Below are 24079 nucleotides of genomic sequence, written 5' to 3' on the forward strand. Positions count from 1 at the left end.
GGCGATCCCTGAGTATGCGTTTTGAAGCGAGTTGTTCTGTTGGTTCGAACGTCTTGTTAAAAACATTGTATGTTTAGCAATTCAATATTCGTAACCAACAGAAGCATGTTCCATTTAATATAATAATTAATGAATCTATTAAATTAAATGGCTTGGTCGGACTATAAGGCAATTAAACATCGTGCAACAAAAATACGTTGCACTGGACTCGCTATCGCTCGCCGTTTATTGCGGCGTTAGGTTTTCTTTCGATTTCAGCAATTAAATTTAAAGTAGAAATATGACTTATAGTGTAGCTTGGAAAACAGATACAGCAGCTTTTATTGTTACAGATACTGCTGTTACAACTGCTTATGACCACAATATTCGAGAAACAAATGAAACCACATCATTTTGTGAGCAACAAGGGAAATTAGGTCGCGATAATTATGTATATGAGAATGCATATAAGATTTTTTCAAAATCTAATATGGCTTACTCACTCGCTGGTGATGTAAGGTTTGGCTCTGAATTTATAAATGATGTTGCATTTCGCATTGAAGTGGGATTTGATGTGGAAACTGCGATTAAAGGAGCTATAGATAATTACCTTGATTTCCAAAGTGAACCGGCAATTGAAATCACACTGGCATTTTATTGTGAGCAACCAAAACTAATAACAATAAAAAACAAAAGAGCGACTTTTGTTAAAATTGAGGGTGGTTTGGTTCTAATCGGTTCTCCGACTAAAGAGCTACTAGAATACACTAATACCTTCCATGGTGTCTTCATGGACGACTACCTTAAAATGCCATTGGGCTCTGTAAGCGATGAAGAATTATTGATAAAGATGATTGCATTGCTACAAAGCTATGGAATTCATAATTATACTATCGAAAACGGTATTGGGGGAGCGTATACAGGGTTAAGTGTCACGAGTTTTGGTATAGAGTATCAGCCAGATATCTGTTACTTAATTTCAGGTGAAAACCCAGCTTTTGATACTCAAAAAATAGCTACAGTTAATGTTAATGAACATTCAGTTTGTATAATAAATACTGATATTTCTGACATAGTAATTTCTAATAATAATTCTGATGTGAGTGAAGAGTGTAGGTTATCCTTGTTAGAAGATTCGAGAAATAGATTTGATAATGGAGAGTATAAATATTTCATATTTATGAATACATTTTGCCATGTGGTTTGTATTATTAATATGAATTTTAATCATGATCATTTACTTCTGAGTTTAGATGTTAGAGAGGATAAAGAGGGGACTTTGGGGTTGATTGTAAGCACAGAGCTTCAAATGATGTTAAACGATGGTTATAAAGTACCTAGGAATATTCAGGATACAACGTTTCATTGCATTCCATTTATTCGCGCTCCTGTGGCTAAAGTAGAATTAGTCAAAAGTGAAATTAGAAAGCTAAGAGTGGGAAAAATAATTAACAATGTAATGCCTAAATATAAATTTATATTGATGGAATCTGGAGTTATGTTTGATTGGTATTACGGAAATCAAGATTCTATTATCCCTTTTCTGAAATACAACAAAGATAAAGAGTTTATTAGAGTTGTAGACTTATCTACAGACATGGTTTCTTTGGAGTTTGAGAATGGAGATATCATTTTTCCAGAGCTGGGTTATCATGTAAATGAGTTGTTCATCAACATAGTCAATAAAGAGAGAAAGGAAGATATCTATATTTTTGACTTTTATCCAAACAACGGTGAAGATGAGTTCTTGTTTGTTCATGTGTTAGCTAATGACGTAGATGATGCTTTCAATAAAGCAACTGTATCTGTAACTAATGAATATGGTGACAATCAAGCATTAATTTTTTCTGGTAAACAGTTTTATCATCCAAAGTATTTTTGGAGTGATCAACTACCAAAAACCTAACAAACAAGAGGTAGCTCCTCATTATGAGCCCGTATATAAGAACGCATCTAACTTTTTTATTATTAAGCTTTATTGACATTAATAGGGAGTCCATATAAGGATAGGTGTCGCGCAGCCGACACCTTATCTGGGTAAAAGTATTGGACACCCACTAGTTCATCGTAATAAAATCAGAACTTTAGGATGTTAAATCGATGGGTGTCCAGCACTTTTTTGCGAACAAATGAATCACTTAACGAAATAATGAAATCGGTAAGCAAAAACTTAATATAAATTCCTCGCCTTCCGTTAAAAATTGATTCATCTGATAATGAACATAAGCAGGCGTAGACTGCATTTTATAACCAGAGCTAGGTAACCAATGCTCCAATATATGACTTAACTGCGGTAATAATTCACCGTACTTTCCCTCTAATTTAAATACAGCATGTAACCCTGCAGGAATCGTCATGCTATTAACAACACCCCTACGTAAAATTGGACAATCGATTTCAACACAAGCAACATAACGGCACTTATTTAGTTCAACCCATGTCGGGTTAGAATGATGTAAGCCAAATTGTTCTGAAAAGTTACGCCCTTCTATATTCGCCCACGCCTTTAATGTATGCCATGCATTTGCTATCGAGCGGTCGTAGCCTTGATGCCTTACATAAGCAACATGCCGCGCAGGTAGTTCGACTAATTTATGCTTTGGTGTTTCCATCTTATATAAACGTTGATAATTAGCTGCAATCTCTTGATCCACCAATAGTGATTTACGTTGGTATTGATGATCATGGTTACGCCATTGTCCCGGCGACATAGAAAAAGTAAATTTAAAAGCACGACTAAATGATGAAAGCGATGAAAAGCCAGATTTATTAGCAATATCCAAAATAGACGATTTACTATCAAACATCAGTTGATTCGCTGCAAACTCCATACGAATTCGACGAATATAAAAGTGAACAGATTCACCCACTACTGATTTAAAAATACGATGAAAATGTTGCTCTGAATACGCAGCAATATTGGCGAGATCTTTCGCTAATAAAGGATGACTTATATCTTGATGAATAAAATAAAGCACATCGTTAATACGTGATATGTGTTGATTCGTTTTCATAATCACCAAAAAGCATAAATGGACATATTAATTAGCATAAATGGACAAACATTTTAAAGCAACTGATCATATCCTTTAAAATATATTTAAAGGAGTAAATAGCATGATGCGAGCTACATCGTTACAAAATATTAAACCCTCTTATATTCGCGAGATTTTAAGCGTTGCAAACTCAAAAGATATTATTTCTTTGGCTGGCGGTTTACCTGATCAAGCAACGTTCCCATTGTCATTAATGCAAAGTTCATTAAATAACTTAACCACATTACCGTCATTATTTCAGTACGGTAACACAGCAGGGTATGCCCCATTACTTAACTATTTTAAAAGGCATTATCAAATACCATCATCGCATGAAGCGATCGTCTGTACTGGTTCACAACAAGGTTTAGACCTTATTGCACGAGCATTTGTTAACCCTCAGGATAAAGTGGTTCTGGAAGCTCCCAGCTACTTAGGAGCGATTCAAGTTTTTGGTCTTGCTCAAGCTAAAATAGAAAGTGTTTCACAACAAGCTGATGGGCCAAATTTACAAGAATTAGAAGCTTTTTTCGCACAAAGAGACATTACTTTATTTTACGCTGTACCCGACTTTCACAATCCAACGGGTGTTTGTTGGTCGTTAGCTGTACGTCAAAAAGTGGGACAATTATGCCAACAGTACAATGTCACATTAATTGAAGATGTACCTTATCGAGAACTTAGATTCAGCGGCAATGAATTACCGCTAGCCTCAAGTTTTTGCCCTGACCATTCATTGGTATTACGCTCCTTTTCAAAAATAGCAACGCCGGGAATAAGGTTAGGTTTAGTCAGTGGGAAGTCTGATTGGATAGCCGCGCTTAATACAGTTAAACAAGCCGCAGATTTACATTCAAACATGCCAATGCAAGCCGTCTTATTGGATTTACTACAACATGAAGAGTTTCCTAATCATCTAGATAAATTACGTAACCTTTACCATGAACGATGCCAAGCTTTAATTAACCTTTTAACGCATGAACTGCCTTCATATTGCGAAGTTAACAAAGTCGATGGAGGTATGTTTGTTTGGTTGTTATTACCAAGTTGCGATGTGGATGCATTGGCTAAAAGTGCTTTAACAAAAGGCGTTGCAGTCGTACCCAGTTCGGTTTTCTATCACCAAGAAACAAAAAACGAATCCGCATTACGTTTAAATTTCACCAATTCGAATACAGAAGAATTAACGGAAGCTGTTAAACGTTTAGCCAAAGTGATAAAAGACTACTGCTAATAAAGTATTGGACATATACGGTCACTCTTTGTAAATCAAGATTAGATTGATGAAGGGGTGCAAAGTTGTGGACACCCATACATTGAAGTTAATAATACCAACTGGTTAATGATTCAATCGATGCTAAATGAGGCTACGACTTCTTCGCCGTTGAGCTTTCCCAAATTATTAATTCCTTTCAGCAACATCAAACAGGACGTTTGCTGTAAGTTCGTTCGGCACATGGATGTGCCGTATGAACTGGTGCGTTAGAAAGCTTATTTTAAAGGTATGGGCATGGTTTGGATGAAGAAAGCGACTCGGTGCCAGTCTCTTTACACTCTTATAGGTATCAGGTTCTCTGCTGGCAAAGAGAAAGTAAAGTCGCCTAAAGGGCTAAACCAAAGCTAATAAAGATCAAAAAGCCACGATGAGCGCAGACGAACTCATACTAAAAATGATCACCACCATAAACCTTAAAATAATGGGGCTGGTATTGCGTTTTGCCTTTGACAAATACACTACGAAAATCAACGTGACTAACAGCATAGCGTTAAATAACTTTATGCCGCCTTACTTGATTAACTATCGAAGTTATTTTCATAGGTAAGCACTCGAATTAATGCATTTTTATCTGTTATCTGTATTTATTATTTTGGCAATCACATCATTCACGGCGCAAACCGCACCTTCTAAATAACCAGCATCTATACGAGAAAACTCACTGCCTGCTAAAAATATATTCTTTTGAGTTAATTCCGTTATATGTTGATCCATAGGAAAGTCAGGGTGTTTTGGCGGTTCATTAATATCACGTGCAGAAGCAACAAATTCGTCGGTTGCCCAATCTTTATATAATATTGAATCAAGTTCTGCTTCTGAATTCTCATACAGTTGATTCAATTGATTGAGACAAGCCTCTTTTATTTGCGATTCATCATATTGTTGTCGATGATTAGCCGGCACACCAATAAAGCCAAATAAGGCATTTGTCAGATTAACCTGTTCACCCGTTTCTGAAATATCGATAGAGCAAGCGTCATGCATTTCTTGCATGGGGCCTTGTTGGCTAAATGCTTGTCCAGACAACCCCTTTTCACGCCAAAAACTAGAATGATAGATTGAAATAAATTTTGCTTGCGCAGCCATCCATGTAGGTACTTTTTTAAAGTGCTCAATAAGCTCAGATGAAGCCCAATGAGTGGGTGTTAGATGCTCTACAATCATGCGAGGAGGTAATGCTAATATAAGGTTATTTGCATGAAACAATTTAGTCTCATTGTTATGTTGTGCTTTTATTATCCATTGGTCATCGATTTTTGTTGTATTGGTAACAACATGTTCTGTTTTTATATTGCGTGAATCAATCTTACTATACAGTACATTAATTATTGTGGTCATGCCGCCAATGACACGATACATACTTGCAGCACCCGCACCTTCGGTTCTTATGATTCCTTGATTACCTTGTTTTTGAAATAATGCATCGCCTCTCGTATATTGTTCAACATACGGTATGTTAAGTTCTTCAAGCAACTGTTGTATATTGAATTGATGAGGGAAAATCCACGTAGGTCCTAAATCATGATAATGCTCTGTGGAGGTGTCTTTTACGCCTAATATCCTACCGCCGAGCTTTGGTTTAGCTTCCAAAAGTAAATAAGGTATCCCTTGTTTTTGTAAATACCAGGCACTCAATAATCCAGATAAACCACCGCCTATAATAATGTTGTTAATGTGCATGAAAGTTCCTAGGTTTGATATAAAAGCGACATAATATTGGTTGTGTGATTGTGATTAATTTACTTAAACTTGTGAAGGAAATTAACCAGTTAACGTTATTTATAAAAGTACAGGGCACTTATAAACTTTACCATTGCCCAATTACATTAAAAGCCGAAGATACATTATTTTTGTTCTGCTTTGTATGCTATTTGGAATTCTGGAAGAGTGCCATTCGGGTCAAGCCTTGCTTTTTGCCTTTGACAATCATACTGCTAAATTCAATTTGGTTACCACTATGTCACCGTTGTCTCGAAGTTCTGAAAAAGTTCTGAACACTCATTAGTTGCTCACTGAACAAGTTGTGGACACTCATTAGTTGCTCACAATCAAATTAGATTGTTACGATTTAAAGTTATTTAGAGCTGTAATGCTGTATTAAAATTATCAACAAAATAGGAGGTTGTCGGGTAAACTCCCTAGTCATCATTCTCTAGTCATATTTACCTATTAAACATGCTAATTGGATCAAACACATGCCTCACAACTATACACCTACTGTTAAAGACTGGCTTTCTCTGCTGTTACTCATCTTGCTGTGGGGTACGTCATTTATGTTTACCGCGGTCTCACTGCAAAGCTTTAGCCCTGTGGCTATCGTCTCTCTTAGAGTCTTGATTGCTGCCGTTATTCTAACGCTCTTTATGTATGCCAAGGGGTGGCGTTTGCCTGTAGAGCCGTTGGCTTGGGCGGTATTTTTATTGCTGGGTGTTATGGGTAACTTGTTGCCATTTCTTCTTATCTCAACGGGTCAGAAAGATATTAGCTCGGGCATTACGGGATTGTTGATGGCATTTATGCCGTTGGCGACAATGATTTTAGCACATTATTTTGTATCAGGAGAAAGCCTCAATCGCTTTAAAATATTCGGGTTTATGTTAGGTATTACTGGCGTGGTGATTGTGCTTTGGCCGTCGTTAGTCGGAGCTCATAGTAATTTACTGAGTGGTTTATTGATTTTACTCGCTACTTTTAGTTATGCGATCAATGCCATTTTGGTGAGGCGATTACCTTCTTATAATCCTGTTGTAACAGCAGCAGGCGTGATGATTATTTCGAGTATCGTTATAGTGCCATTTTGGCTATGGCAAGATTTACCGTGGCAACAAAGTTATTCTTTAAACGCCTCGTTATCCATGTTGTGGTTAGGTGTCGGGCCGACTGCATTTGCTACCATTCTTTTGTTTGCTGTTATCGGCACAGCAGGCCCTACGTTTCTTTCGTATATTAATTATGTGATTCCTATCGTAGCGTATTTTACTGGCGCACTTCTTTTGGGCGAAGCCATTGAATGGCAAAGCCTAGGGGCGATGTTATTGATCATTTTAGGGATAGCGTTAACGCGTAAACGGGTTGCTGGTTGAATAAAGAGTCTGTTAACTTTACTTCTCTCTTTACTGAATATATATAGTATAAAGTTGTTAAAGTTGTAGGCACTCATACGTTGAAGTTAATAATATCAATTAGTTAATGATTCAGCGATGTTAAATGAGGCTACGACTTCTCCGCCGTTGAGCTTTCCCAAATCATGAATACCTTTCAGCTGCTCACCAGCGGCAAACAGGACGTTTGCTGTAAGTTCATTCGACACAGAGATGTGCCGTATGAACAGTGATGCGCCGTATGAACGGGTGCGTTGGCAAAGCTTATTTTAAAGATATGGGCTTATTTGGATAAGAAAGTGACTCGGTGCCAGTCTCTTTGCATTCTTGTAGGTATCAGGTTCTCTGCTGGCAGAGAGAAAGTAAAGTCGCCGATAGGGCGAAACACAAAGCCGGAAATATCAACATAACTTCGATAAGCAAAGACGAACCAAAATTAAAAATAGAATGCCCAATGCTTAAGGCATTAACCTTAGGATCCCTTTTCCATCAATACCCAAATAAATATAGCCGTCGTTACCTTGAATCACGTTTCTGACTCTACCGACGTTAGCTAATAATTTAGTTTGTTTAACTACATTTTCGTTATCTATCTCCAGTAATACTAAATGCCCAAACTTCATTGAACCGAGTAGTATTTTACCTTGCCATTGCGGGTATTTATCACTGCTAATATACGCCATGCCAGAAGGGGCAATCGAAGGATCCCAATATAACTTAGGTTGCTCCATGCCTTCTTTTTCAGTGATGTCGGTGTAATCCGTGCCAATATAATTAACGCCATAGCCGATAATGGGCCAGCCATAATTTTTACCAGACTCAATCAAGTTAACTTCATCACCACCTCTTGGGCCATGCTCATGTGACCAAACTTGATTGCGATCAGCAAGTGTAATCAGCCCTTGAGGATTACGATGTCCATAGGAATAAATTGCTTTTTTAGCGTTAGCTTGTTGATAAAAAGGGTTAGAGGTTGGGATACTGCCATCAAGATTTAATCGATAAATTTTACCACCATCCAATGATAAATTTTGCGGGTTTTTATCGCGTTGTCCACGGTCTCCAATTGAAAAGTAAACAAATTCATCGGTGACTGCAATGCGGCTACCATAATGGTTTCCTCGCGTTGAGTCACCTTCACCAAGGTATAATCTTTTCTGGTCAACCAACTGATTGTTTTCAACATCTAACTTGGCACGCATTAAAGCAGTATTGCTTCCTGTTTCATTTTTACTCGCATAGGTGAAATAGATAAGCCGATTTTTTTCAAAATCTGGGTGTAATGCAATATCCAGTAAACCGCCTTGCCCATTATCATGTATTTCAGGCAAACCAGTTATTTCAATTGAGGCTTTACCTTCAGTTAATAACCATAGCTTGCCTGAACGCTCTGTTGCTAACATTTTGCCATTAGGTAATTGAACCATTCCCCAAGGAATAGTTATCTCTGGCCATATTATTTCTGTTTGATATGGTGTTTTATCTTCATTGATAGGAAGAGGTTGCATAGCTTGAGCTGAAGTCGCTAACAGGCTGAGGGAAATGAAGAGTAGTTTTTGCCAATATTTCATCGTTTATCCTTTCATGCATGAGAGCCGACTGCAGCTAAATGTTGTTTAATATTAATGGTTATATTTTAGTCACCTTCATTATGCAATTTAGAAATAAGTTTACAAGTTTGATTTGGATATTTCATACAGGTTTGGTTGTGTTTAATGCCAATTAAGCTCGTCTACGCTCGTGTCATGATTTTGATCTGTATTAACAGTATTTGCGGTATTGTCGGCGACTTTACTTTTTATCTACCAGCATAAAAAGCTTGTATCCGAAGGAAATCAAAGGGACTGGTTTCAGCGTTTTTTAATCTATTACTTTTTAACTTAAGTAATGACTACCTTCTTAACGTACCACTCCGATCACCATATTTATTTGGCGCTCTTAACTCGCATGACATCCTTGTCTTATCTTGCTAAAAGCAATCATTGATTCAGATTTTGACAATGCCTCGGTAATAAAATGTCCTCCTTACTCGTCAGGGTTGAATCCTATAGAGCAAGTTTGGAGTTGGATACAGCAGCTTCATTTAGCGGTGATGAGTATAGTTGATGGAGTTGTCACACATAGAATAGATTTGTTAGCGATAATAAAAGGATGATAAATGTGTGCACAGAGATTGAATTAATCTGATTAATCAACTTTCAGATGGATGTTAGAGGTACTTCTATTTCAATAATTTCGGATAAAATAAGCAGAATTTTTTTGAGAGTTTAGCCTCTTTGTGGCTTTAAGATAAAATGCTTCTAGCTCTTCTTTTTTGATAATGACCTATCCTTAATATGATTAAGTTAATGATAGGCAATTACACAAATTTTGCGACAAGGTCACAGTGGTTAAACTCAATAAAATTAATTTTAAGCTTGTGACCCTCATTTTATATCTGTTATTTATTAGCGCTATAACATGGACTTAAATCTTCATGGATTGAGGAATAAGACCGTCAATTAAAGGAAGTTTACGAAGAGCAAATGCACCATTGCCTTGCAGCGCGACAATAACGGCAAGCACAAATAAAAGCGCAGGATATTCCCAACCGCCACCTGCACTGCTAAATGTCCATCCATTCCCACTATGGACCCATACTGCGCCTAACAAAATTGGCATACATAATAATGCGCTTAGGCGCGAATAAGCGCCAAGTAATAAAGCGGTTCCACCAGCAAACTCTCCGAAGAGTGTTAAATATATAAAAATTGCAGGAATTCCTACACTTTCAAAATAACTAACTGCACCGGGGATAGTAAAAACTAACACCTTAAGCAAGCCATGCGCAATTAATACAACTCCCAGAGAAACTCGAGCAATTGTTGCACCATAATTTTGTGTTGCTGTATTCATTATCGTTAACCCTCTTATATAATTCATTAAATTAATATTGTTAAATTAACCTAATTTTATTAGGTCATTATTCATAAAATATATGATGTATTTTGCTACTTTATAGGTTTTCCTCGATCGTAAAATACTCTTTGTATTGCGCTCATCATCTATCATAAAAAGAAAAATATGACCCTATATTTCATTGTTATGGTTTTTGGGTTCAGATCATAAGTACATAACTTTAAATTAGTTAATTAATTTAAAATCAAATGCACCATCTGATTGCGTCGCAAATATACACACACTCTCAGCTAAACACTCACTAACATGAGGTACATTGGCTGGAATAAACCAAGTAGACCCAGCAGGTAAAATGACCTGTGTTTCGGGTTTATTAAGTTCATAATGTCTTGCAAAACCTTTTATAACCATGACTGTATAACTATGCGAATGAGTGTGAACAACTGTTTTATTACCGGGAGAAAGTTTAAGTAATTTGAGATGGGCTCCTTTAGTAAAATCATCTTTCACATTAGCAACTGCTCTGCTGCCAGGAAGCTCTATCCATTTTGCGTCATTAAATAATGTATATGTTATTTTTGGTGTATCATTTTCAGCTGCAACAACGGTAGTTATCGTCACGCCTAATGTTGTACAAAAGGACATGGCATAAAATAGGGTTTTCAGGTGCAGAGAAAGTATTTTATTTATTATTTTTAGCATAAAATCCCTTTCACTCTGTTTATGTGTCAATGAATTAAAAGCACTGATACATAGCACTTGTTTTTTAGTTTAAAATAAGAAAACGTTAACTCTTTTTAAGAGCTTCTAGATGCCCAAGACCCAGTGTTTGCATTACAGCATTCTGAATAGGTGCCACCGCCGCATTAATAGCCTCTGAACCAAAACTATTACCTACAACAGTACGAGCTGGACGTTGACCATCTGGAGTCTTAATTAACTCAACAATTGCTTCGGCAATATCATGTGGTTTAGGTGCATCAGCTGCTTCGAACATTGACATAAAGCTTGAAAACATAGCCCCTGGAATTTCACCAACATCGCCATAATTTTTTACACAATCGGAATTTAAAGGTTGTTGTGCACTACCATACATATCAGTTGGATAGGCACTAGGCTGTATTAACGCAACATCTACACCAAACTGGGAAACCTCATAACGTAGGCTATCTGTTAATGCTTCAACGGCATATTTACTGGCACCATAAATGCCAAAAAATGGAAAAGTAACTCTACCTAAAATAGAGCCCACATTAATAATTAGGCCTTTTTTATTTTCACGCATCATCGGTAACACTGACCGAATGACACGATGAACACCAAATACATTCACATCAAATAATGCAACCATTTGTTCGGTTGAAAAAGCTTCCGTCACCCCTGCAGAAGCAATACCTGCATTATTAATAAGCACATCGATATGGCCAGCTTGGTCTTTTACTATTTGTATTGCTTGCTCTATTGATTGCTCATTTATCACGTCAGCTCAACAACATAGGCACCAGCAGCTGTTAATTTTTGAGCGTGCACACTATTTTTACCTAAAGGATCACGCATAGAAGCAAATACTTTATATCCTTCACCAATAAGTGATAACGCAGTATCGTGACCAAAGCCCCTAGAGGCACCTGTAATTAAAATTATTTTAGACATAAAAACTCCTACTCAAACATATTTAAAATGCACAAAAGTTCAATGGCTTAGGGAGGATGGCAATCTAGAGCATAAAATGACTTAATGTATATCGAGCAATTATAATCACATGTTCAAATAAAACAAAAAACAGTATTCTAATCATAGGATTTGTGAATATAATGCACAAATGAATAACATATCAAACATACAATTGTTCGTTAACGTTGTTGAGAAAGGAAGTTTCTCTGCTGTCGCTCGCTCTATGGAAGTGACACCATCTGCGGTATCTCGTCAAATATCTCAGTTAGAAAAAGAACTAGGCGCTCGTTTATTTCAACGTACAACGCGTAAGCAAAGCCTCACCGAAGCCGGAGATATTTATTTTCAGCATGCGAAACGATTAGTTGATGATATAGAAGTGGCTAAACTTGCCGTCAAAAAACTAGCTGATAAACCTTCTGGTCGGTTGCGAATAACGGCAGAAGCTGATTTTGCGTTAACATTTATCGAGCCTATTTTACCTGAGTTTCTGCAGTTATATCCTGAAATACAAATCAGCATAAATATGAACTCTGCTCCACTTGATTTAATTGATGAAAACCTTGATTTGGCATTACGGATAGGTCATTTAGATAATTCTAGCTTAACCGCTCGTAAGTTGGGTGATAGTCAATCTGTGATTTGTGCAAGTCCTAATTATCTTTTAAAGCATGGACAACCAACACACCCTCATGATTTACAAACACACAACTGCCTTTCATTTAACAGCAAGATAAGTAATAACCGTTGGCGTTTTGAAATGGCTAACCATCCTATAGAAGTGCCAATCAAAGGGTCTTTAAGCGTTAATAGTTTGAGTTTCTTACGTAAAGCCGCATTGAAAGATCTCGGAATAATAATGATTCCAAAATGGATGGTGCATGATGAGTTATTACAAGAAAGTCTAACGCCAATACTCGAAGCATTTTCAATCATGCAACCTAGTACGCCTATTAATGCCATATTTACTAATAAACGACAATTAGCACCCAAAACAAGAGCATTTATCGATTTTTTAACACAACGTCTGGCTAAAGGGTAAACATGTGTTATCAAGTCGAGAGTCAACATTCAAATTCTTGACATTATTAGATTCAACTAAGGATTTACCTTTATTCGTATAATCATTTTATCTTTGCTTTTATTTTTGTTTAAGAGCCAATATACAAAAATGAATGCGGGTATATTCATTAACAGCCCGTACATTAAGGGAACCGCTGCTAGTGCAGGTTGATGCATAATAGTGAATGCGATCATCATCGCGGTGCCTGCATTTTGCACTCCTACCTCTATTGCAATGGTTTTTCTATCGGTTTCGTTAACATTCAACTTGCCTGCAATAAAATAGGCAATAATTAACGCTAAAATACATAACGTCATGACAGCAATACCCTGCAAAGAAAGCATCGTAGGAATGATGTTTAAGTTTGTCAAAACAAGCGCAGTAACCACCAGTAACATTGCAATAGTTGACCCCTTTTTAATTAAAGGAATAACAGACTGTGCCCATTGATCGGCAAAATAACGAATGCTCATACCAATCACAGTCGGTAGTAAAGTGACGATAGCGAGTTGTTTCATTGCTGGTAATAAAGGTAAATTAAACTGCTGACTATCTGCGTTTCCGCTGTAATGAATAAAACCAACAAAAGCGATGGGAATAATAAACGGTGATAACATACTGACGACACTGGTTAAGCAGACACTTAAAGCGAGGTTACCTTTAGCAATAAATGAAAATAAGTTTGAAGTCGCACCGCCGGGGCATAATGCCAATAAAAAAAGCCCAGCTGCGGCAGTTTGATTAAGTGCAAACACCTTAATAATAAACAGCGCCAGTATCGGCAGTAAAAGTAGTTGTAATAAAAAACCAATCATCGCGACTTTAGGCGCTTTTAGTACCGCTTTAAAATCTTTTATTTGTAAACTTAACCCCATCCCCAACATCACAATACCCAACACAACAGGTAACATAACTTGAGCAACAGTTTGAGCGATAATTGGATCCATAAAACCCCTTAATTTACGTAGCTTAGGAACAACTTGATGGTATTGATTTTATCGGGAGTTTTGATTTGTGGTTTTGATATGGCGCATTATTTCTTGTTTTTTTAAGTCGAGGGTATTTTGAAGTAAATGACTAAGCGGGGTAGTTCTGCTAACCCTGTTTTCAGTTTGCAGGTTTTTGTCGTGTTAATACGAATCACATTAATTAGCTGGTATATCAAACATGAATCAAATTCGGTTTAGAGCATTAGGTATTTAGGCTATAGAGTGATGTGGGTATTGTTCATTAACGATTTAGTTACTATCTACCATCTACCATCTACCATTTAAGATTAATTGATTAATAGTATTTTAATGTTGGGGTTTATGAGGGGCCATAAAAAGGTGAAAGGGTAAAAATAATGAGTACATTTATTTTAAATATACTCATTATTTATCATCAAAAAATTAAAATTATAGAATTTTTTGAATTAATTATTTTTATATAGTTAAAATAGATTCAATACTATTAACTTTAAGGCGTGCTAATGCTAAGTTAGCCACTGATTTATTTAATACTAAATAAATAAATAAATCTGAATTTGATTTAACAGGACAGATGATATGGTACTGTTTAGTTAACGTAATTAATATATCTTCAATTGTATCGTCAAGTTTTAATTCTTTTATCGCTCTTTTCTTAGCAGATACCACTTCAGTATTAACCGCTGCAGCAAGATCTAAATCCATGCTATCGCCTAATTTACCAAGTACCATACCTGAATTACTATCAACAATACATGCAGCAATAGATCCATTAATATCTAATAATTCTTCCAAGCTTTTTTGAATATCTGCCATTTCTGTTCTCTCTGTTAGTTTTAATTATCATCATTCAGAATGTTCTGAATAAGTTTACAACATTGCTTTGCTGAGAAAAGTAACTCTCCAAGTAGTTTTTTATCTTCAGAAATAAACGTCATAACTACTGTAGTTGTTTTAGTTTGTATTGTACACCAGATTATCTTTTTTAAGTTACTTTCAAGTATTAACATATCACAGTCATCACCTGATATTTCATGCGAGATAGACTTAGCTAATGAATGGATTGAACCGCTCATTGCTGACAGCTTTTCCTGTGATATATCATTCACCTTAGATGAAGCAATACAAAAACCATCTGTCGTAGAAATGACAGCTGAATTGATTTGTTGTGTATTTTCAACAAAATTTTGCAAAACTGAATTTATTTTATGGACTTTATTAACACCAAAAAATTTTTCAACTAAAAGCATTATATTTCTTCTCCTAGAGTATATTTGGATTCACAAAGACTAATTAAACCATCTAACAATGTTAATACATCTTCTTTTTTTCGTGCATCAACAGTAAATACAGGTATAGATAAGCCTTTAGATTTAAGGTGTTCATGGTAAGCAACAACATCAACTTTATCATTAAGGTCACTTTTAGTAATACCTATTACCGCTTTTGATTGGTTAATTAAATTAGAAAAGCCTTCTAAGTAGACATCTAGATTAGAGAAAGGGTCTGATATTGAATTATCAATTAAAATAATAACACCTAACGCACCATCAGAAATCACTGACCACATAAAACTTAATCGTTCTTGTCCTGGTGTACCATAAAGTAAAAGTTTAGATTCATCACTTAATGTCAAAGTACCAAAGTCCATTGCCATCGTTGTTAATTCTTTATTGCTTTGTGCCATATCATTGTTATCAACTTCTGTTGAAACTGGCTCTATTTCACTAATTGATTTAATTGCAGTTGTTTTACCTGAACCCATTGAGCCTGCAAAAATTATTTTTTCTGTTAATTGTGTCATTACTATATTCCTAGAGATGAACGGATTCGTTTGAATAACTGTAATCGATTATTCTTTTCTGGTTTATCACTTGTAATTGTTGATTCTTCTTTAGTATGCGTACTAGTTAATAAACCAATTGAAGTTAACTCATCAATGAATAGTAATAACTTTTCCTTTTCGGTTGGTCCACCTAAAAAAAGCTCCATTTGCTTTAAAGACATTTGTTGAGCCATTAATCTTGTTGCTAAAGGGATAATTCTATCTCCTTTAGTTAAACCATTAAAATCTGGCCAAGCAATTAGTTTATAAAAGAGTTCCTTTGTTATTTCTTCTGTCACTTGTTTCTGTTCAAACTTAGGCGCATTAATCAGTTGCTCTGCTTCTAAAGAATGTGAATCTATAGTAAGTAATGGTGATTTTTCTTTCTCAGTGATTTTTCTTATCTCTTCTTGATGAGATGAAGATAATCTTGTTAATTCTTCTTGATGAGACGAAGATAATCTTGTTAACTCTTCTTGATGAGCTGAAGATAACCTTGTTAACTCTTCTTGATGAGACGAAGATAATCTTGTTAACTCTTTTTGATTATCTTCTTTAAACTTTCTAATCGATTGTACGACTGTCTTTTCATTCTCACGTTTTTGGACAAGCTGATCTTCACGATTGATTAACAATTTTTTTTGTTTATCAATTACTTGTTGGCAAGATTCTAGCTCAGACAATAATATATTTTCTATTTCTAGTGATAGTAAAATCTGTATTTCATTTGAAGAGTCAACTAAATTTTGGACTGCTGTTAAAACATCATTATTTTGATGCATTAAAGAGTGCTCTATATTTTTATTTTTACTCATCTTCTTACGGTAATCTCTCAAAACACCGGCTTTTTCTTCAGGAGTATTTTTAAGAAGTATTGATAGATATAAATCACTATTATTGCTATTTGATATTTCTTTGTTTGTTAAGTCCATATTTACATCCAACCTCAATTACAGCTTAAATTAAATAACTCATAATATTATACATTTAATTATGATTCATATACGAGAAAATACAAAGAATAACTATAATTAGATACCTATCTCTTTTTCATTTTTATAGCTATCTTTTTCAGTTCTTTTTTTTCAGCCTCAGAGAGGGGCTTCAGTATCGTTCAATTTGACTAATTGTAGTTCTAACTAATTGATAGAGCTTATTATCATTGCATTTTAGATTCTGCCGTCGTATTTATTTATGTGGTGAAGGTAGATACATTGAGTGGTCTTTTGAACCTCGACGACAGTAGGGGACTGAGCGAATGCATTATCTTGCTTCTATTTTTAGTATTGAAATTTATGACTATCTGCCTATTTTCTTATAATAAGTAGGTGAAATTTAAAACTGTTGTGCCTCTCAATTGGCTCATTATCATCAAAATTGCCGTTAACAGCGCGTAAATACGTTTTACAATAGCTTAAGGCTACATAATCGCAATGTTATTTCAATAGCAGCTTACTTACTCATTTATAGCTAACACAATCTCACCATCACACTAAGTCTTTTAGTGGATACCGTTAGGAGATAAATTTAAGGGATGGGGGATATGTTTTGACTTCGCCATGCGCCCCAAAGTCAAAAAATGAATGTCAATGTGGCTACATCAATTCCTTGTTCTTCTGAATCAATCATTGCCTTTAGCAAGGTCAGGCTGGGAGCGATTTATGCGATAGCATATTAATACGCTCGGCTTAGCAAAGTTGTAGACATTCATAATCTGTAACTTCTTCTTTTAACTTACTTTGGGTAGTTACCATTTTACTTAATTCGGTTAATCAAATCGCTGCGTAAACGATGTGTTTGATTGCCTTTATACGACCTTTAAAACAACTTATCACTTTTGCTTTATCTTTTTCATTCATAAAGCTGTTTTCTATTGTTGTTATGACCAGATCACAATGCTTTTCTGAACATGCTTCGTCTAGTATTTTCTTAATTAGCTTATCGACAAGGCCAATGCCTTTACCAAATAAGATGAAGTCGTAACCTGTATATATTCCAAATCCTGAATGATTTAGGCCTGGAGCCAATTCCGTTTCGTTTTCCTCTAAAGCAAGTAGTGGTAACGCGAGTATATCTCCTTCAAAATAGGGAACGGTAGAAACGTAGTCGTAAACGGGGGCTAATGAATCATCATCGGTTTTGGGTCTTAGTAGTCCGACGTTGCGTAAGTGTAGGTCGTTGTTACCTAATAAGTAGGCATAAAGTACTCTTCTGAATAAATCTTTCTTAAGGGTTAAGCTACCTTTCAACGCTTTTATGACAAAGTTACACATTTGTTCGTAACTGACAACTTGAACATCATTCACTTTCCCGTATTTATCCTTTACGCCCATTGCACCATCAAGTTGCTCTTGGTGAATTTTTTCATCTGCTGATATTCTGTCATAGCGTTTGGTGACGAATACGTATTCTGTCTTATCACTTTCGTTTTCTTTTGCGAATGAAACTAGTCCGAACGGTGCAACGTCAAATTTAAGCTTTTTCATCACAAGCATTATTGCGTGTTCATTTTCAGCAAGCATGTTGAATTGCTCTGGCGATGGTTTGAGGATATAGGTTGCCTTGTTTTTAACGACATTGAATTCGTCGTTACTGATACAAACAGAAAGCTTTGGTTGATAGCCTGAAATACTCATGCCTTCTTGGTTAATAGGCTCTACTTGAATAAACTTTTTTCTTGTAAAAGGAAGTTCTGTTTTAATTTTATTACTGCCCATCAAGTACTTCATTCCTTTAGTGGAATAGCCTCGATTTATTTCAGTTTTAGTTTTAAGTTCCTCGGCCGTTATTAGGCATCGTTTGATTGTCATCACTTTTCTCTTTATGTATTTATTACTTGTTTAGCTGAATCGTGCTCTCTAACATAAGGTAGAACCGTGATAGCGCCAAGTAAGTCAGCTCCGTTAGCACTTAATAAGCCAAAGGTATCTCTTTCATCTATTTTCTGAATTTCTGAAAACCTTTTCTTTAACCATCCCTCAGGAATAAGGCCTGTAAAATAAGGATGCAATTCTTTACTTAGGTGTGTTTTTTGAGCTATTGGTAGGCTCAGTGAGACAGATTTCCCTTTGTAATTATCGGAATAGGTGAACGCAAATTGATCGTTGAATTCTTCAATCGTCCCTGCTAATTTCCCGAACATAAATACATTTACTTTTCTGCCCATGTATCAATTCCTAATTCATTTAATATTTTAATTACGTTAGTAAATTTAGCATTAGACGGATCTGCAAAAATACGTTTGATAGTAGAATAAGAAAGGCCAGTTTGAAGCTCTAAGTCTTCCATTGATAAATTAGCTTCTTTTCTTTTTACCTTCATTAATTCAGACAATGATGCTTTATCATTAAGATCTACACCATTATTTGGGTTAACTAAGTTCTGCTCTATGTCATCGATACTTTCAGCAAAAGTCTTGTATAAATCATCTAGCTCGGATCTTAATTTCAATACTGAAATTCTACTCATATATAACCTATTGTTAATTCTTTTATTTACTTTAGCTCATATATGGTGGGATTTAAAGTTAAAATGGTCATATATAGTCAGTTAACTGATAATTTTTTAGATAAAGGTTCACATAAGGAATTTTGAAGTGTTTAGACTTGTTTTTGAGTCATTTATTTTAGGGAAGTTCGGATAAATGCTGAACCACCATAGACTTTGATTGGTGATTCTTCACACATTATTTTTTATAGATGCATATTTTGCACTTGAAGGTGGTGTGTTATGACTCAATCCAGCCAATTATAAGTTACTCTGTTATGGATACCATACTGACAATGCTCAAGGCTAAAAGTCCAATTGAGAAACTTGAATACTAAGCCATAAGGATTCAATGCCTTATAATTAATCTTAGGGAATGTTCATTTTTCAATTGAATGATTGTTTTCCTGTTAAGGTTAAATATAATGATTCACCTAATTAATCTGAACTGAAGTGAATAATATGATACCCATGGGAAGTGTTGTGACTGCGTGCATGATCGTCGGTTTAATTGTTGCCTTACCGCCAATAGCAAAAGGTTGTCCAAAACCTATTCGCCTTAGCATTGGTACTATTCTGCTCGCCGCGGGCCTATGGAATATATTGTGGTACGCGAGCCAACATATTACAGAGTTTTGGGGAGTTGCTGCCTTTTGTTCTGGTGTGTTAATGTTGATTACTTCAACCTATATTATTAAAGTAAGCTGGCTACCGTTGTTTTTGCAACGTGCAAAGCCTGTAGTGTTATTAATGTTATTAGGCTTTGCGGCACTCTATGCGACAAAGATATATAGCCTATAAGTTGTTATTTTTGAAATCTGTTAAATATCGGGTGATAAAGCTTTAATCAATTATCACCAACTATCACTAACTTTAAACTTCAAGCTACCTTTTAGAAATACTGTTTAGTATCGCTTTGAGGTAGTTTTTTATAATTCAGCCATTCAGCCATTCAGCCATTCACCGATTCACCCATTAATTCATTAATTCTCAAATATGTCTACTTATCTTATAAAATGGGTGTTGAAGCGCTAATTGCTTAAGCTGCTCAATTATTTTAGTTGATTAGTTGCTATGTATTTCAACGTTGAATCTGCCACATCTTCATATCTTTGAAATTGGAATCCGTATAATCAAGCGTGTTTTATGGCGTCATGATTTTAGTCGTTCCTCACTAGCCTAAACCATTATCTACAAATGCTTGAGTGAGTTGTTGATAAAGCACCTCGACACTAGGTCGAGTATTAATATGCTCAAACAAGGTGGTGTGAACCTGTGCTTTTATTTGTTCTTTTTTATCACACAATTGATAACACAAATTAATGGGTTTAATTATTTCTTCTAGCACGGCATCAATTAGAATACAGGCTTGTGCGAGTATAATTTTACCGCCTCCTTTTTTTAAAATAATACGCTGTGCAGTCCCTACAATTTTACGCCCATTAATATTGATATTAAAATCACCGTCACAGTACGAAAACTCTGTGGCATGCGTTTCACTGTTTAATCCATATAGGCTAAAAAAGTCTTTTAATACTTGGCATAAGTTTTCATACGCTTGGGTAATAGAGTAGGGCGTTGCATCATCCCAAACATACAAGTGCGATAAGTTAATGATACCTTGGCATTGTGGGACAGGAGCGCCACCTGTTTTACGTGACAGTAATTTCCAGTCATCTTTTTGTAAGGCTGTCTTTAATAAGGTAGATTCAGGCCATTTTTTATTAGCAGGAAATACAATCGTGGGTGTTTTTGTTTGCCATAATATAAGGCATTTAGATATTTCATTCGCTTGTATTTGTGCAATGATGGCGGTCTCTTTTTCAAATACATTAGCCACAGATACGCTTGTATAACGTAATAATTTATTTTGATTTTTAATCATAACCACCTCCCAGATTTAAATCACATTTAACGATACTAAATAATATAAAGAGCAGGTTAAATTATCATAAATACTGAAATCTGAATACAGATAAGCGTTGAGTGGTTTTAAGTTTCAAGCTGTCTATTGTAATGATTATTTTCATTTAAAAAGACTTTGGAAAGTATTGTAAAAAATATTCGGGATCGTATTTTGCATTTTACCTCAAAAGTACTGAGCGCTTATACGAGCTCAATCATATTAATTCATTAATGATTAAATCTAAGTTCAATATGGCTAGAACTATCTATCGAAGTTTTCTACTGGTTTAGATAAAGTAAAGTCGCCAACAGATCCAAGGACCTAAGACGAGCCAATCAAACCCAAATAAAAAGTAAAGCCAATGTTAACTCACGTTTAATGAAACGATTACAATTAGCACTGAACTCTCCAACATATCGCGGTAAGATAGTAAGTATTAATACTTATCTCTATGAACGATTATCTTTATGAACACTCATCTCTATAAACGCAGGTATAAAACATTATGACAAATCGACTGCCTCAGAAAAACAACTCGACTGTATCTGCTATACCTACTACACCAACGTCTAAAATCTCTACGTTAGGTGAGCTTGCTAAGTTGGCAAATTATTCTCTGATGGACACGCTCAACTGTGATCCCGATGCGACAGAAAACGGGGTTGATTACGCACCACGACAAGTCTTCTCGGGTCATTATGTTCCAGTTAACCCAACCCCAATTAAAGACCCAGAATATGTTGCACACAGTAATGCGTTTTTTGCTGAGCTTGGTTTAGCCGACAAGTTGGCGGAATCTGCTGATTTCATGCGCATGTTCTCCGGTGGTACTTCTCAAGTGCCAGCGCCGATGCGCAAAATCGGTTGGGCGACGGGATATGCACTTTCTATCTACGGGACTGAATTCACTCATCAATGTCCGTTTCAGACTGGTAACGGATATGGGGATGGTCGTGCTATTTCAGTGCTTGAGGCGGTTATCAACGGTCAACGCTGGGAAATGCAGTTAAAAGGCGGTGGCCAAACACCTTATTGTCGCGGGGCGGATGGTCGTGCTGTTTTACGATCTAGCATTCGTGAGTTCTTAGCTCAAGAGCACATGCACGCGCTTGGTGTTTCTACATCACGGTCGTTGAGTTTGTACGTTTCCAAAACCGAAACGGTAAAACGTTACTGGTATACGGAGGGTTCTCGTTCGGAGAATCCGGATATGATGAGTGCTGAAGCGGTTGCTATCTCGACACGTGTTGCACCGTCATTTATTCGCGTTGGTCAAATTGAGCTTTTTGCTCGCCGCACTCGTGAAGATGGTCAATTTGAAGATCAGCCTGATGAACAAGTTCACGCGATGCAAGAGCTGGAAAAAATAGTGTTGTACTTGATTGATCGTGAATACGCTGATGTTGTCGATAGCCAGCTCAGCATGCCTGAAAAAGTCGTGTTATTGGCGCGCGAGTTTCGTGGTCGCTTGACGGTACTCATCGCGAATTGGATCCGCGTTGGCTTTTGCCAAGGTAACTTTAATAGTGATAATTGTGCTGCTGGTGGTTTTACGCTTGACTATGGCCCATTTGGTTTTTGTGATGTGTTTACCCCCTATTATCAACCTTGGACGGGCGGTGGTAATCATTATTCGTTTTTGAATCAACCTAAAGCTGCGCAAAGCAATTTCGAGTCTTTTTGTTCGGCGTTACGACCGTTATTAGCTGATCATGAAGATCATTTACTAGCACTCGACGAGGTTCAACGTGAATTTTCGACTGTGATGGACTCGGAAATGCAAAGTATGTGGGCTGCCAAGTTGGGTCTTAGCACGTTAAACCCAACGGATCACAAGGTATTGTTTAACGAGCTACTCACTCTAATGATGCAAACACCTGTCGATTATACAATTTTCTTTCGGGAGCTATCGTCGATACCTGACGATATTCGCCCATTGAAAAAAAGCTTTTACAATGGCTCAAATCAGGCAAACGAGTCAGACTCTCATCAAAGGGACACACGTTGGATAGAATGGTTTGCAACATGGAAAACACTTCTTAATAGTGACTGTGAAGCGAATGGCTGCACCCTTGAAGAAGCCGCTAAGCAAATGAAGTTGGTTAATCCAAAATATATTTTACGAGAGTGGTTTGTTAAACCTGCTTATCAACAAGCAACAGAGGGTAATTACACTTTAATTCGAGAGTTGCAAGATGTGATGAACCAACCTTATGCAGAGCAGTCTCAAGAAGTGGAAGATAAATACTATCGATTGAAACCGCTGGAGTTCTTTAAAGTAGGGGGCGTTTCGCATCTTAGTTGTTCGTCGTGATTTTTTATGTTTAATATAAAATGCCTACAGCTGACTACCGTTGAGCTATCTCAAGCAATTAACATATTTTAGTCATATCAAATAGGGTGTTAAAGCTAGTGCACAAATGCACGTCAGAAACGGTACGTTAAAAGTGAGTCGGTGGCGGCTTTCTTTGAGCTTCTTTATTGTTCAAAGTAAGTCAACCACAGAGCGCCTCCGCTCATGAAACTAGGCTTTGTCTAATTCGCCATGCTCTCCAAAGCTAAAAAAACTTAATCTCTATGTATCTACATTAACTTTTACGTTCTCATTTTTTTGAATCAATAAAACTAAACTCAGCCCAAACCCAAACCCAAACCCTATTAACCTTAACCTTCTTAACATTTTCATCCTGCTTTATTTACACTTAAAATCCGTTTATTAGTTATTTTCATGTTAATTTGAAAATCAATCATTTTTATTCATAATCAATTTAACGTATAAAATACACACTGCTTTATAACGTTGGGCAATATTAACGTGAGTGCTTAATTCGACGTCATCGATATAAATAAGACTGATGATTAGAAAAT

The 24079-nt window shown here is 36.2% G+C and carries 22 protein-coding genes and 1 pseudogene; 7 read left to right on the plus strand and 16 right to left on the minus strand.

Going from position 1 to position 24079, the window contains the following annotated elements; translation table 11 throughout:
- Nucleotides 1-280 precede the first annotated feature (280 nt).
- Nucleotides 281-1885, plus strand: a complete 1605-nt coding sequence (locus SP041_RS05295) for a hypothetical protein (RefSeq protein ID WP_025565116.1) — start codon at nt 281-283, stop codon at nt 1883-1885.
- Between the two features lie 232 nt (nt 1886-2117).
- Here SP041_RS05295 and SP041_RS05300 read toward each other — a convergent pair whose 3' ends face one another.
- Nucleotides 2118-2993: a GyrI-like domain-containing protein gene (locus SP041_RS05300; RefSeq protein ID WP_025565117.1), complete on the minus strand. Its 876-nt coding sequence runs from the start codon at nt 2991-2993 to the stop codon at nt 2118-2120.
- Between the two features lie 103 nt (nt 2994-3096).
- Between SP041_RS05300 and SP041_RS05305 the strand changes: the two genes are divergently transcribed.
- Complete coding sequence (locus tag SP041_RS05305; protein WP_025565118.1) at nt 3097-4248, plus strand: PLP-dependent aminotransferase family protein; 1152 nt, start codon at nt 3097-3099, stop codon at nt 4246-4248.
- A 609-nt stretch (nt 4249-4857) separates the two neighbouring features.
- On the opposite strand, the gene SP041_RS05310 is transcribed toward SP041_RS05305, so the two are convergent.
- Nucleotides 4858-5970 carry an FAD-dependent oxidoreductase gene (locus SP041_RS05310; protein ID WP_025565119.1) on the minus strand — a complete coding sequence of 371 codons (1113 nt, stop codon included), beginning with the start codon at nt 5968-5970 and terminating at the stop codon, nt 4858-4860.
- 515 nt (nt 5971-6485) lie between these two features.
- Between SP041_RS05310 and SP041_RS05315 the strand changes: the two genes are divergently transcribed.
- Nucleotides 6486-7373, plus strand: coding sequence for a DMT family transporter (locus tag SP041_RS05315; protein WP_025565120.1), 888 nt, complete (start codon nt 6486-6488; stop codon nt 7371-7373).
- 476 nt (nt 7374-7849) lie between these two features.
- Here the strand turns inward: SP041_RS05315 and SP041_RS05320 are convergent, their stop codons facing one another.
- Entirely contained in the window at nt 7850-8962 is a 1113-nt protein-coding gene (locus SP041_RS05320; RefSeq protein ID WP_025565121.1) for a PQQ-dependent sugar dehydrogenase, read from the minus strand.
- A gap of 392 nt (nt 8963-9354) precedes the next feature.
- Here SP041_RS05320 and SP041_RS21160 point away from each other — a divergent pair.
- Nucleotides 9355-9480: pseudogene (locus SP041_RS21160) on the plus strand (transposase); the annotation flags it as partial.
- A 377-nt stretch (nt 9481-9857) separates the two neighbouring features.
- Here SP041_RS21160 and SP041_RS05330 read toward each other — a convergent pair.
- The 4 genes from SP041_RS05330 to SP041_RS21335 all read right to left on the minus strand — a co-directional run bounded on the left by SP041_RS05330 (nt 9858) and on the right by SP041_RS21335 (nt 11942).
- Complete coding sequence (locus SP041_RS05330; RefSeq protein ID WP_025565122.1) at nt 9858-10286, minus strand: DoxX family protein; 429 nt, start codon at nt 10284-10286, stop codon at nt 9858-9860.
- Nucleotides 10287-10514: 228 nt separating this feature from the next.
- Complete coding sequence (locus SP041_RS05335) at nt 10515-10991, minus strand: hypothetical protein (RefSeq protein WP_025565123.1); 477 nt, start codon at nt 10989-10991, stop codon at nt 10515-10517.
- An 85-nt stretch (nt 10992-11076) separates the two neighbouring features.
- Nucleotides 11077-11769: an SDR family NAD(P)-dependent oxidoreductase gene (locus tag SP041_RS05340; RefSeq protein WP_205961170.1), complete on the minus strand. Its 693-nt coding sequence runs from the start codon at nt 11767-11769 to the stop codon at nt 11077-11079.
- On the minus strand, nt 11766-11942 hold the full coding sequence (locus tag SP041_RS21335; RefSeq protein WP_205961171.1) for an SDR family NAD(P)-dependent oxidoreductase: 177 nt from the start codon (nt 11940-11942) through the stop codon (nt 11766-11768). Before SP041_RS21335 ends, SP041_RS05340 begins: the two co-directional genes overlap by 4 nt.
- 169 nt (nt 11943-12111) lie before the next feature.
- On the opposite strand from SP041_RS21335, the gene SP041_RS05345 reads away from it, so the two are divergent.
- Nucleotides 12112-13005: a LysR family transcriptional regulator gene (locus SP041_RS05345; RefSeq protein ID WP_025565124.1), complete on the plus strand. Its 894-nt coding sequence runs from the start codon at nt 12112-12114 to the stop codon at nt 13003-13005.
- Nucleotides 13006-13061: 56 nt separating this feature from the next.
- On the opposite strand, the gene SP041_RS05350 is transcribed toward SP041_RS05345, so the two are convergent.
- From SP041_RS05350 to SP041_RS05385, 8 genes are all read right to left on the minus strand, one after another.
- Nucleotides 13062-13973, minus strand: a complete 912-nt coding sequence (locus SP041_RS05350) for a bile acid:sodium symporter family protein (protein WP_205961172.1) — start codon at nt 13971-13973, stop codon at nt 13062-13064.
- 477 nt (nt 13974-14450) lie between these two features.
- On the minus strand, nt 14451-14810 hold the full coding sequence (locus tag SP041_RS05355; RefSeq protein WP_025565126.1) for a roadblock/LC7 domain-containing protein: 360 nt from the start codon (nt 14808-14810) through the stop codon (nt 14451-14453).
- Between the two features lie 20 nt (nt 14811-14830).
- Nucleotides 14831-15244 (minus strand): roadblock/LC7 domain-containing protein, encoded by a 414-nt coding sequence (locus SP041_RS05360; protein ID WP_025565127.1) that lies wholly within the window; start codon nt 15242-15244, stop codon nt 14831-14833.
- The gene (locus tag SP041_RS05365; protein WP_025565128.1) at nt 15244-15798 is read right to left on the minus strand and encodes an ATP/GTP-binding protein; all 555 of its coding nucleotides are present in this window, start codon (nt 15796-15798) and stop codon (nt 15244-15246) included. The genes SP041_RS05360 and SP041_RS05365 overlap by 1 nt, the downstream gene beginning before the upstream one ends.
- Nucleotides 15799-15800: 2 nt before the next feature.
- The gene (locus tag SP041_RS05370; RefSeq protein ID WP_025565129.1) at nt 15801-16751 is read right to left on the minus strand and encodes a hypothetical protein; all 951 of its coding nucleotides are present in this window, start codon (nt 16749-16751) and stop codon (nt 15801-15803) included.
- Nucleotides 16752-17591: 840 nt separating this feature from the next.
- Nucleotides 17592-18629 (minus strand): HipA domain-containing protein, encoded by a 1038-nt coding sequence (locus SP041_RS05375; protein ID WP_037049595.1) that lies wholly within the window; start codon nt 18627-18629, stop codon nt 17592-17594.
- Between the two features lie 11 nt (nt 18630-18640).
- Entirely contained in the window at nt 18641-18985 is a 345-nt protein-coding gene (locus SP041_RS05380) for a HipA N-terminal domain-containing protein (RefSeq protein ID WP_025565131.1), read from the minus strand.
- Nucleotides 18970-19287 (minus strand): helix-turn-helix transcriptional regulator, encoded by a 318-nt coding sequence (locus tag SP041_RS05385; protein ID WP_025565132.1) that lies wholly within the window; start codon nt 19285-19287, stop codon nt 18970-18972. The genes SP041_RS05380 and SP041_RS05385 overlap by 16 nt, the downstream gene beginning before the upstream one ends.
- 480 nt (nt 19288-19767) lie before the next feature.
- Here SP041_RS05385 and SP041_RS05390 point away from each other — a divergent pair, with 480 nt between their 5' ends.
- Nucleotides 19768-20106 (plus strand): hypothetical protein, encoded by a 339-nt coding sequence (locus tag SP041_RS05390; protein ID WP_025565133.1) that lies wholly within the window; start codon nt 19768-19770, stop codon nt 20104-20106.
- A gap of 373 nt (nt 20107-20479) precedes the next feature.
- Here SP041_RS05390 and SP041_RS05395 read toward each other — a convergent pair whose 3' ends face one another.
- Entirely contained in the window at nt 20480-21190 is a 711-nt protein-coding gene (locus SP041_RS05395) for a lipoate--protein ligase family protein (protein ID WP_037049598.1), read from the minus strand.
- 526 nt (nt 21191-21716) lie between these two features.
- On the opposite strand from SP041_RS05395, the gene SP041_RS05400 reads away from it, so the two are divergent.
- A complete protein-coding gene (locus SP041_RS05400) occupies nt 21717-23525 on the plus strand; it encodes a protein adenylyltransferase SelO family protein (RefSeq protein ID WP_025565135.1) in 1809 nt (602 codons plus the stop codon).
- The last annotated feature ends 554 nt before the right edge of the window (nt 23526-24079 follow it).

The sequence above is a fragment of the Psychromonas sp. SP041 genome, assembly GCF_000470315.2.
Taxonomy (GTDB): Bacteria; Pseudomonadota; Gammaproteobacteria; order Enterobacterales; family Psychromonadaceae; genus Psychromonas.

What these genes read in the sequence shown, in the direction of transcription:
- SP041_RS05295 (WP_025565116.1), top strand. Translation starts at nt 281, where the DNA reads ATGACTTATAGTGTAGCTTGGAAAACAGATACAGCAGCTTTTATTGTT.
- SP041_RS05300 (WP_025565117.1), bottom strand. Translation starts at nt 2,993, where the DNA reads ATGAAAACGAATCAACACATATCACGTATTAACGATGTGCTTTATTTT.
- SP041_RS05305 (WP_025565118.1), top strand. Translation starts at nt 3,097, where the DNA reads ATGATGCGAGCTACATCGTTACAAAATATTAAACCCTCTTATATTCGC.
- SP041_RS05310 (WP_025565119.1), bottom strand. Translation starts at nt 5,970, where the DNA reads ATGCACATTAACAACATTATTATAGGCGGTGGTTTATCTGGATTATTG.
- SP041_RS05315 (WP_025565120.1), top strand. Translation starts at nt 6,486, where the DNA reads ATGCCTCACAACTATACACCTACTGTTAAAGACTGGCTTTCTCTGCTG.
- SP041_RS05320 (WP_025565121.1), bottom strand. Translation starts at nt 8,962, where the DNA reads ATGAAATATTGGCAAAAACTACTCTTCATTTCCCTCAGCCTGTTAGCG.
- SP041_RS05330 (WP_025565122.1), bottom strand. Translation starts at nt 10,286, where the DNA reads ATGAATACAGCAACACAAAATTATGGTGCAACAATTGCTCGAGTTTCT.
- SP041_RS05335 (WP_025565123.1), bottom strand. Translation starts at nt 10,991, where the DNA reads ATGCTAAAAATAATAAATAAAATACTTTCTCTGCACCTGAAAACCCTA.
- SP041_RS21335 (WP_205961171.1), bottom strand. Translation starts at nt 11,942, where the DNA reads ATGTCTAAAATAATTTTAATTACAGGTGCCTCTAGGGGCTTTGGTCAC.
- SP041_RS05345 (WP_025565124.1), top strand. Translation starts at nt 12,112, where the DNA reads ATGAATAACATATCAAACATACAATTGTTCGTTAACGTTGTTGAGAAA.
- SP041_RS05350 (WP_205961172.1), bottom strand. Translation starts at nt 13,973, where the DNA reads ATGGATCCAATTATCGCTCAAACTGTTGCTCAAGTTATGTTACCTGTT.
- SP041_RS05355 (WP_025565126.1), bottom strand. Translation starts at nt 14,810, where the DNA reads ATGGCAGATATTCAAAAAAGCTTGGAAGAATTATTAGATATTAATGGA.
- SP041_RS05360 (WP_025565127.1), bottom strand. Translation starts at nt 15,244, where the DNA reads ATGCTTTTAGTTGAAAAATTTTTTGGTGTTAATAAAGTCCATAAAATA.
- SP041_RS05365 (WP_025565128.1), bottom strand. Translation starts at nt 15,798, where the DNA reads ATGACACAATTAACAGAAAAAATAATTTTTGCAGGCTCAATGGGTTCA.
- SP041_RS05370 (WP_025565129.1), bottom strand. Translation starts at nt 16,751, where the DNA reads ATGGACTTAACAAACAAAGAAATATCAAATAGCAATAATAGTGATTTA.
- SP041_RS05375 (WP_037049595.1), bottom strand. Translation starts at nt 18,629, where the DNA reads ATGACAATCAAACGATGCCTAATAACGGCCGAGGAACTTAAAACTAAA.
- SP041_RS05380 (WP_025565131.1), bottom strand. Translation starts at nt 18,985, where the DNA reads ATGGGCAGAAAAGTAAATGTATTTATGTTCGGGAAATTAGCAGGGACG.
- SP041_RS05385 (WP_025565132.1), bottom strand. Translation starts at nt 19,287, where the DNA reads ATGAGTAGAATTTCAGTATTGAAATTAAGATCCGAGCTAGATGATTTA.
- SP041_RS05390 (WP_025565133.1), top strand. Translation starts at nt 19,768, where the DNA reads ATGATACCCATGGGAAGTGTTGTGACTGCGTGCATGATCGTCGGTTTA.
- SP041_RS05395 (WP_037049598.1), bottom strand. Translation starts at nt 21,190, where the DNA reads ATGATTAAAAATCAAAATAAATTATTACGTTATACAAGCGTATCTGTG.
- SP041_RS05400 (WP_025565135.1), top strand. Translation starts at nt 21,717, where the DNA reads ATGACAAATCGACTGCCTCAGAAAAACAACTCGACTGTATCTGCTATA.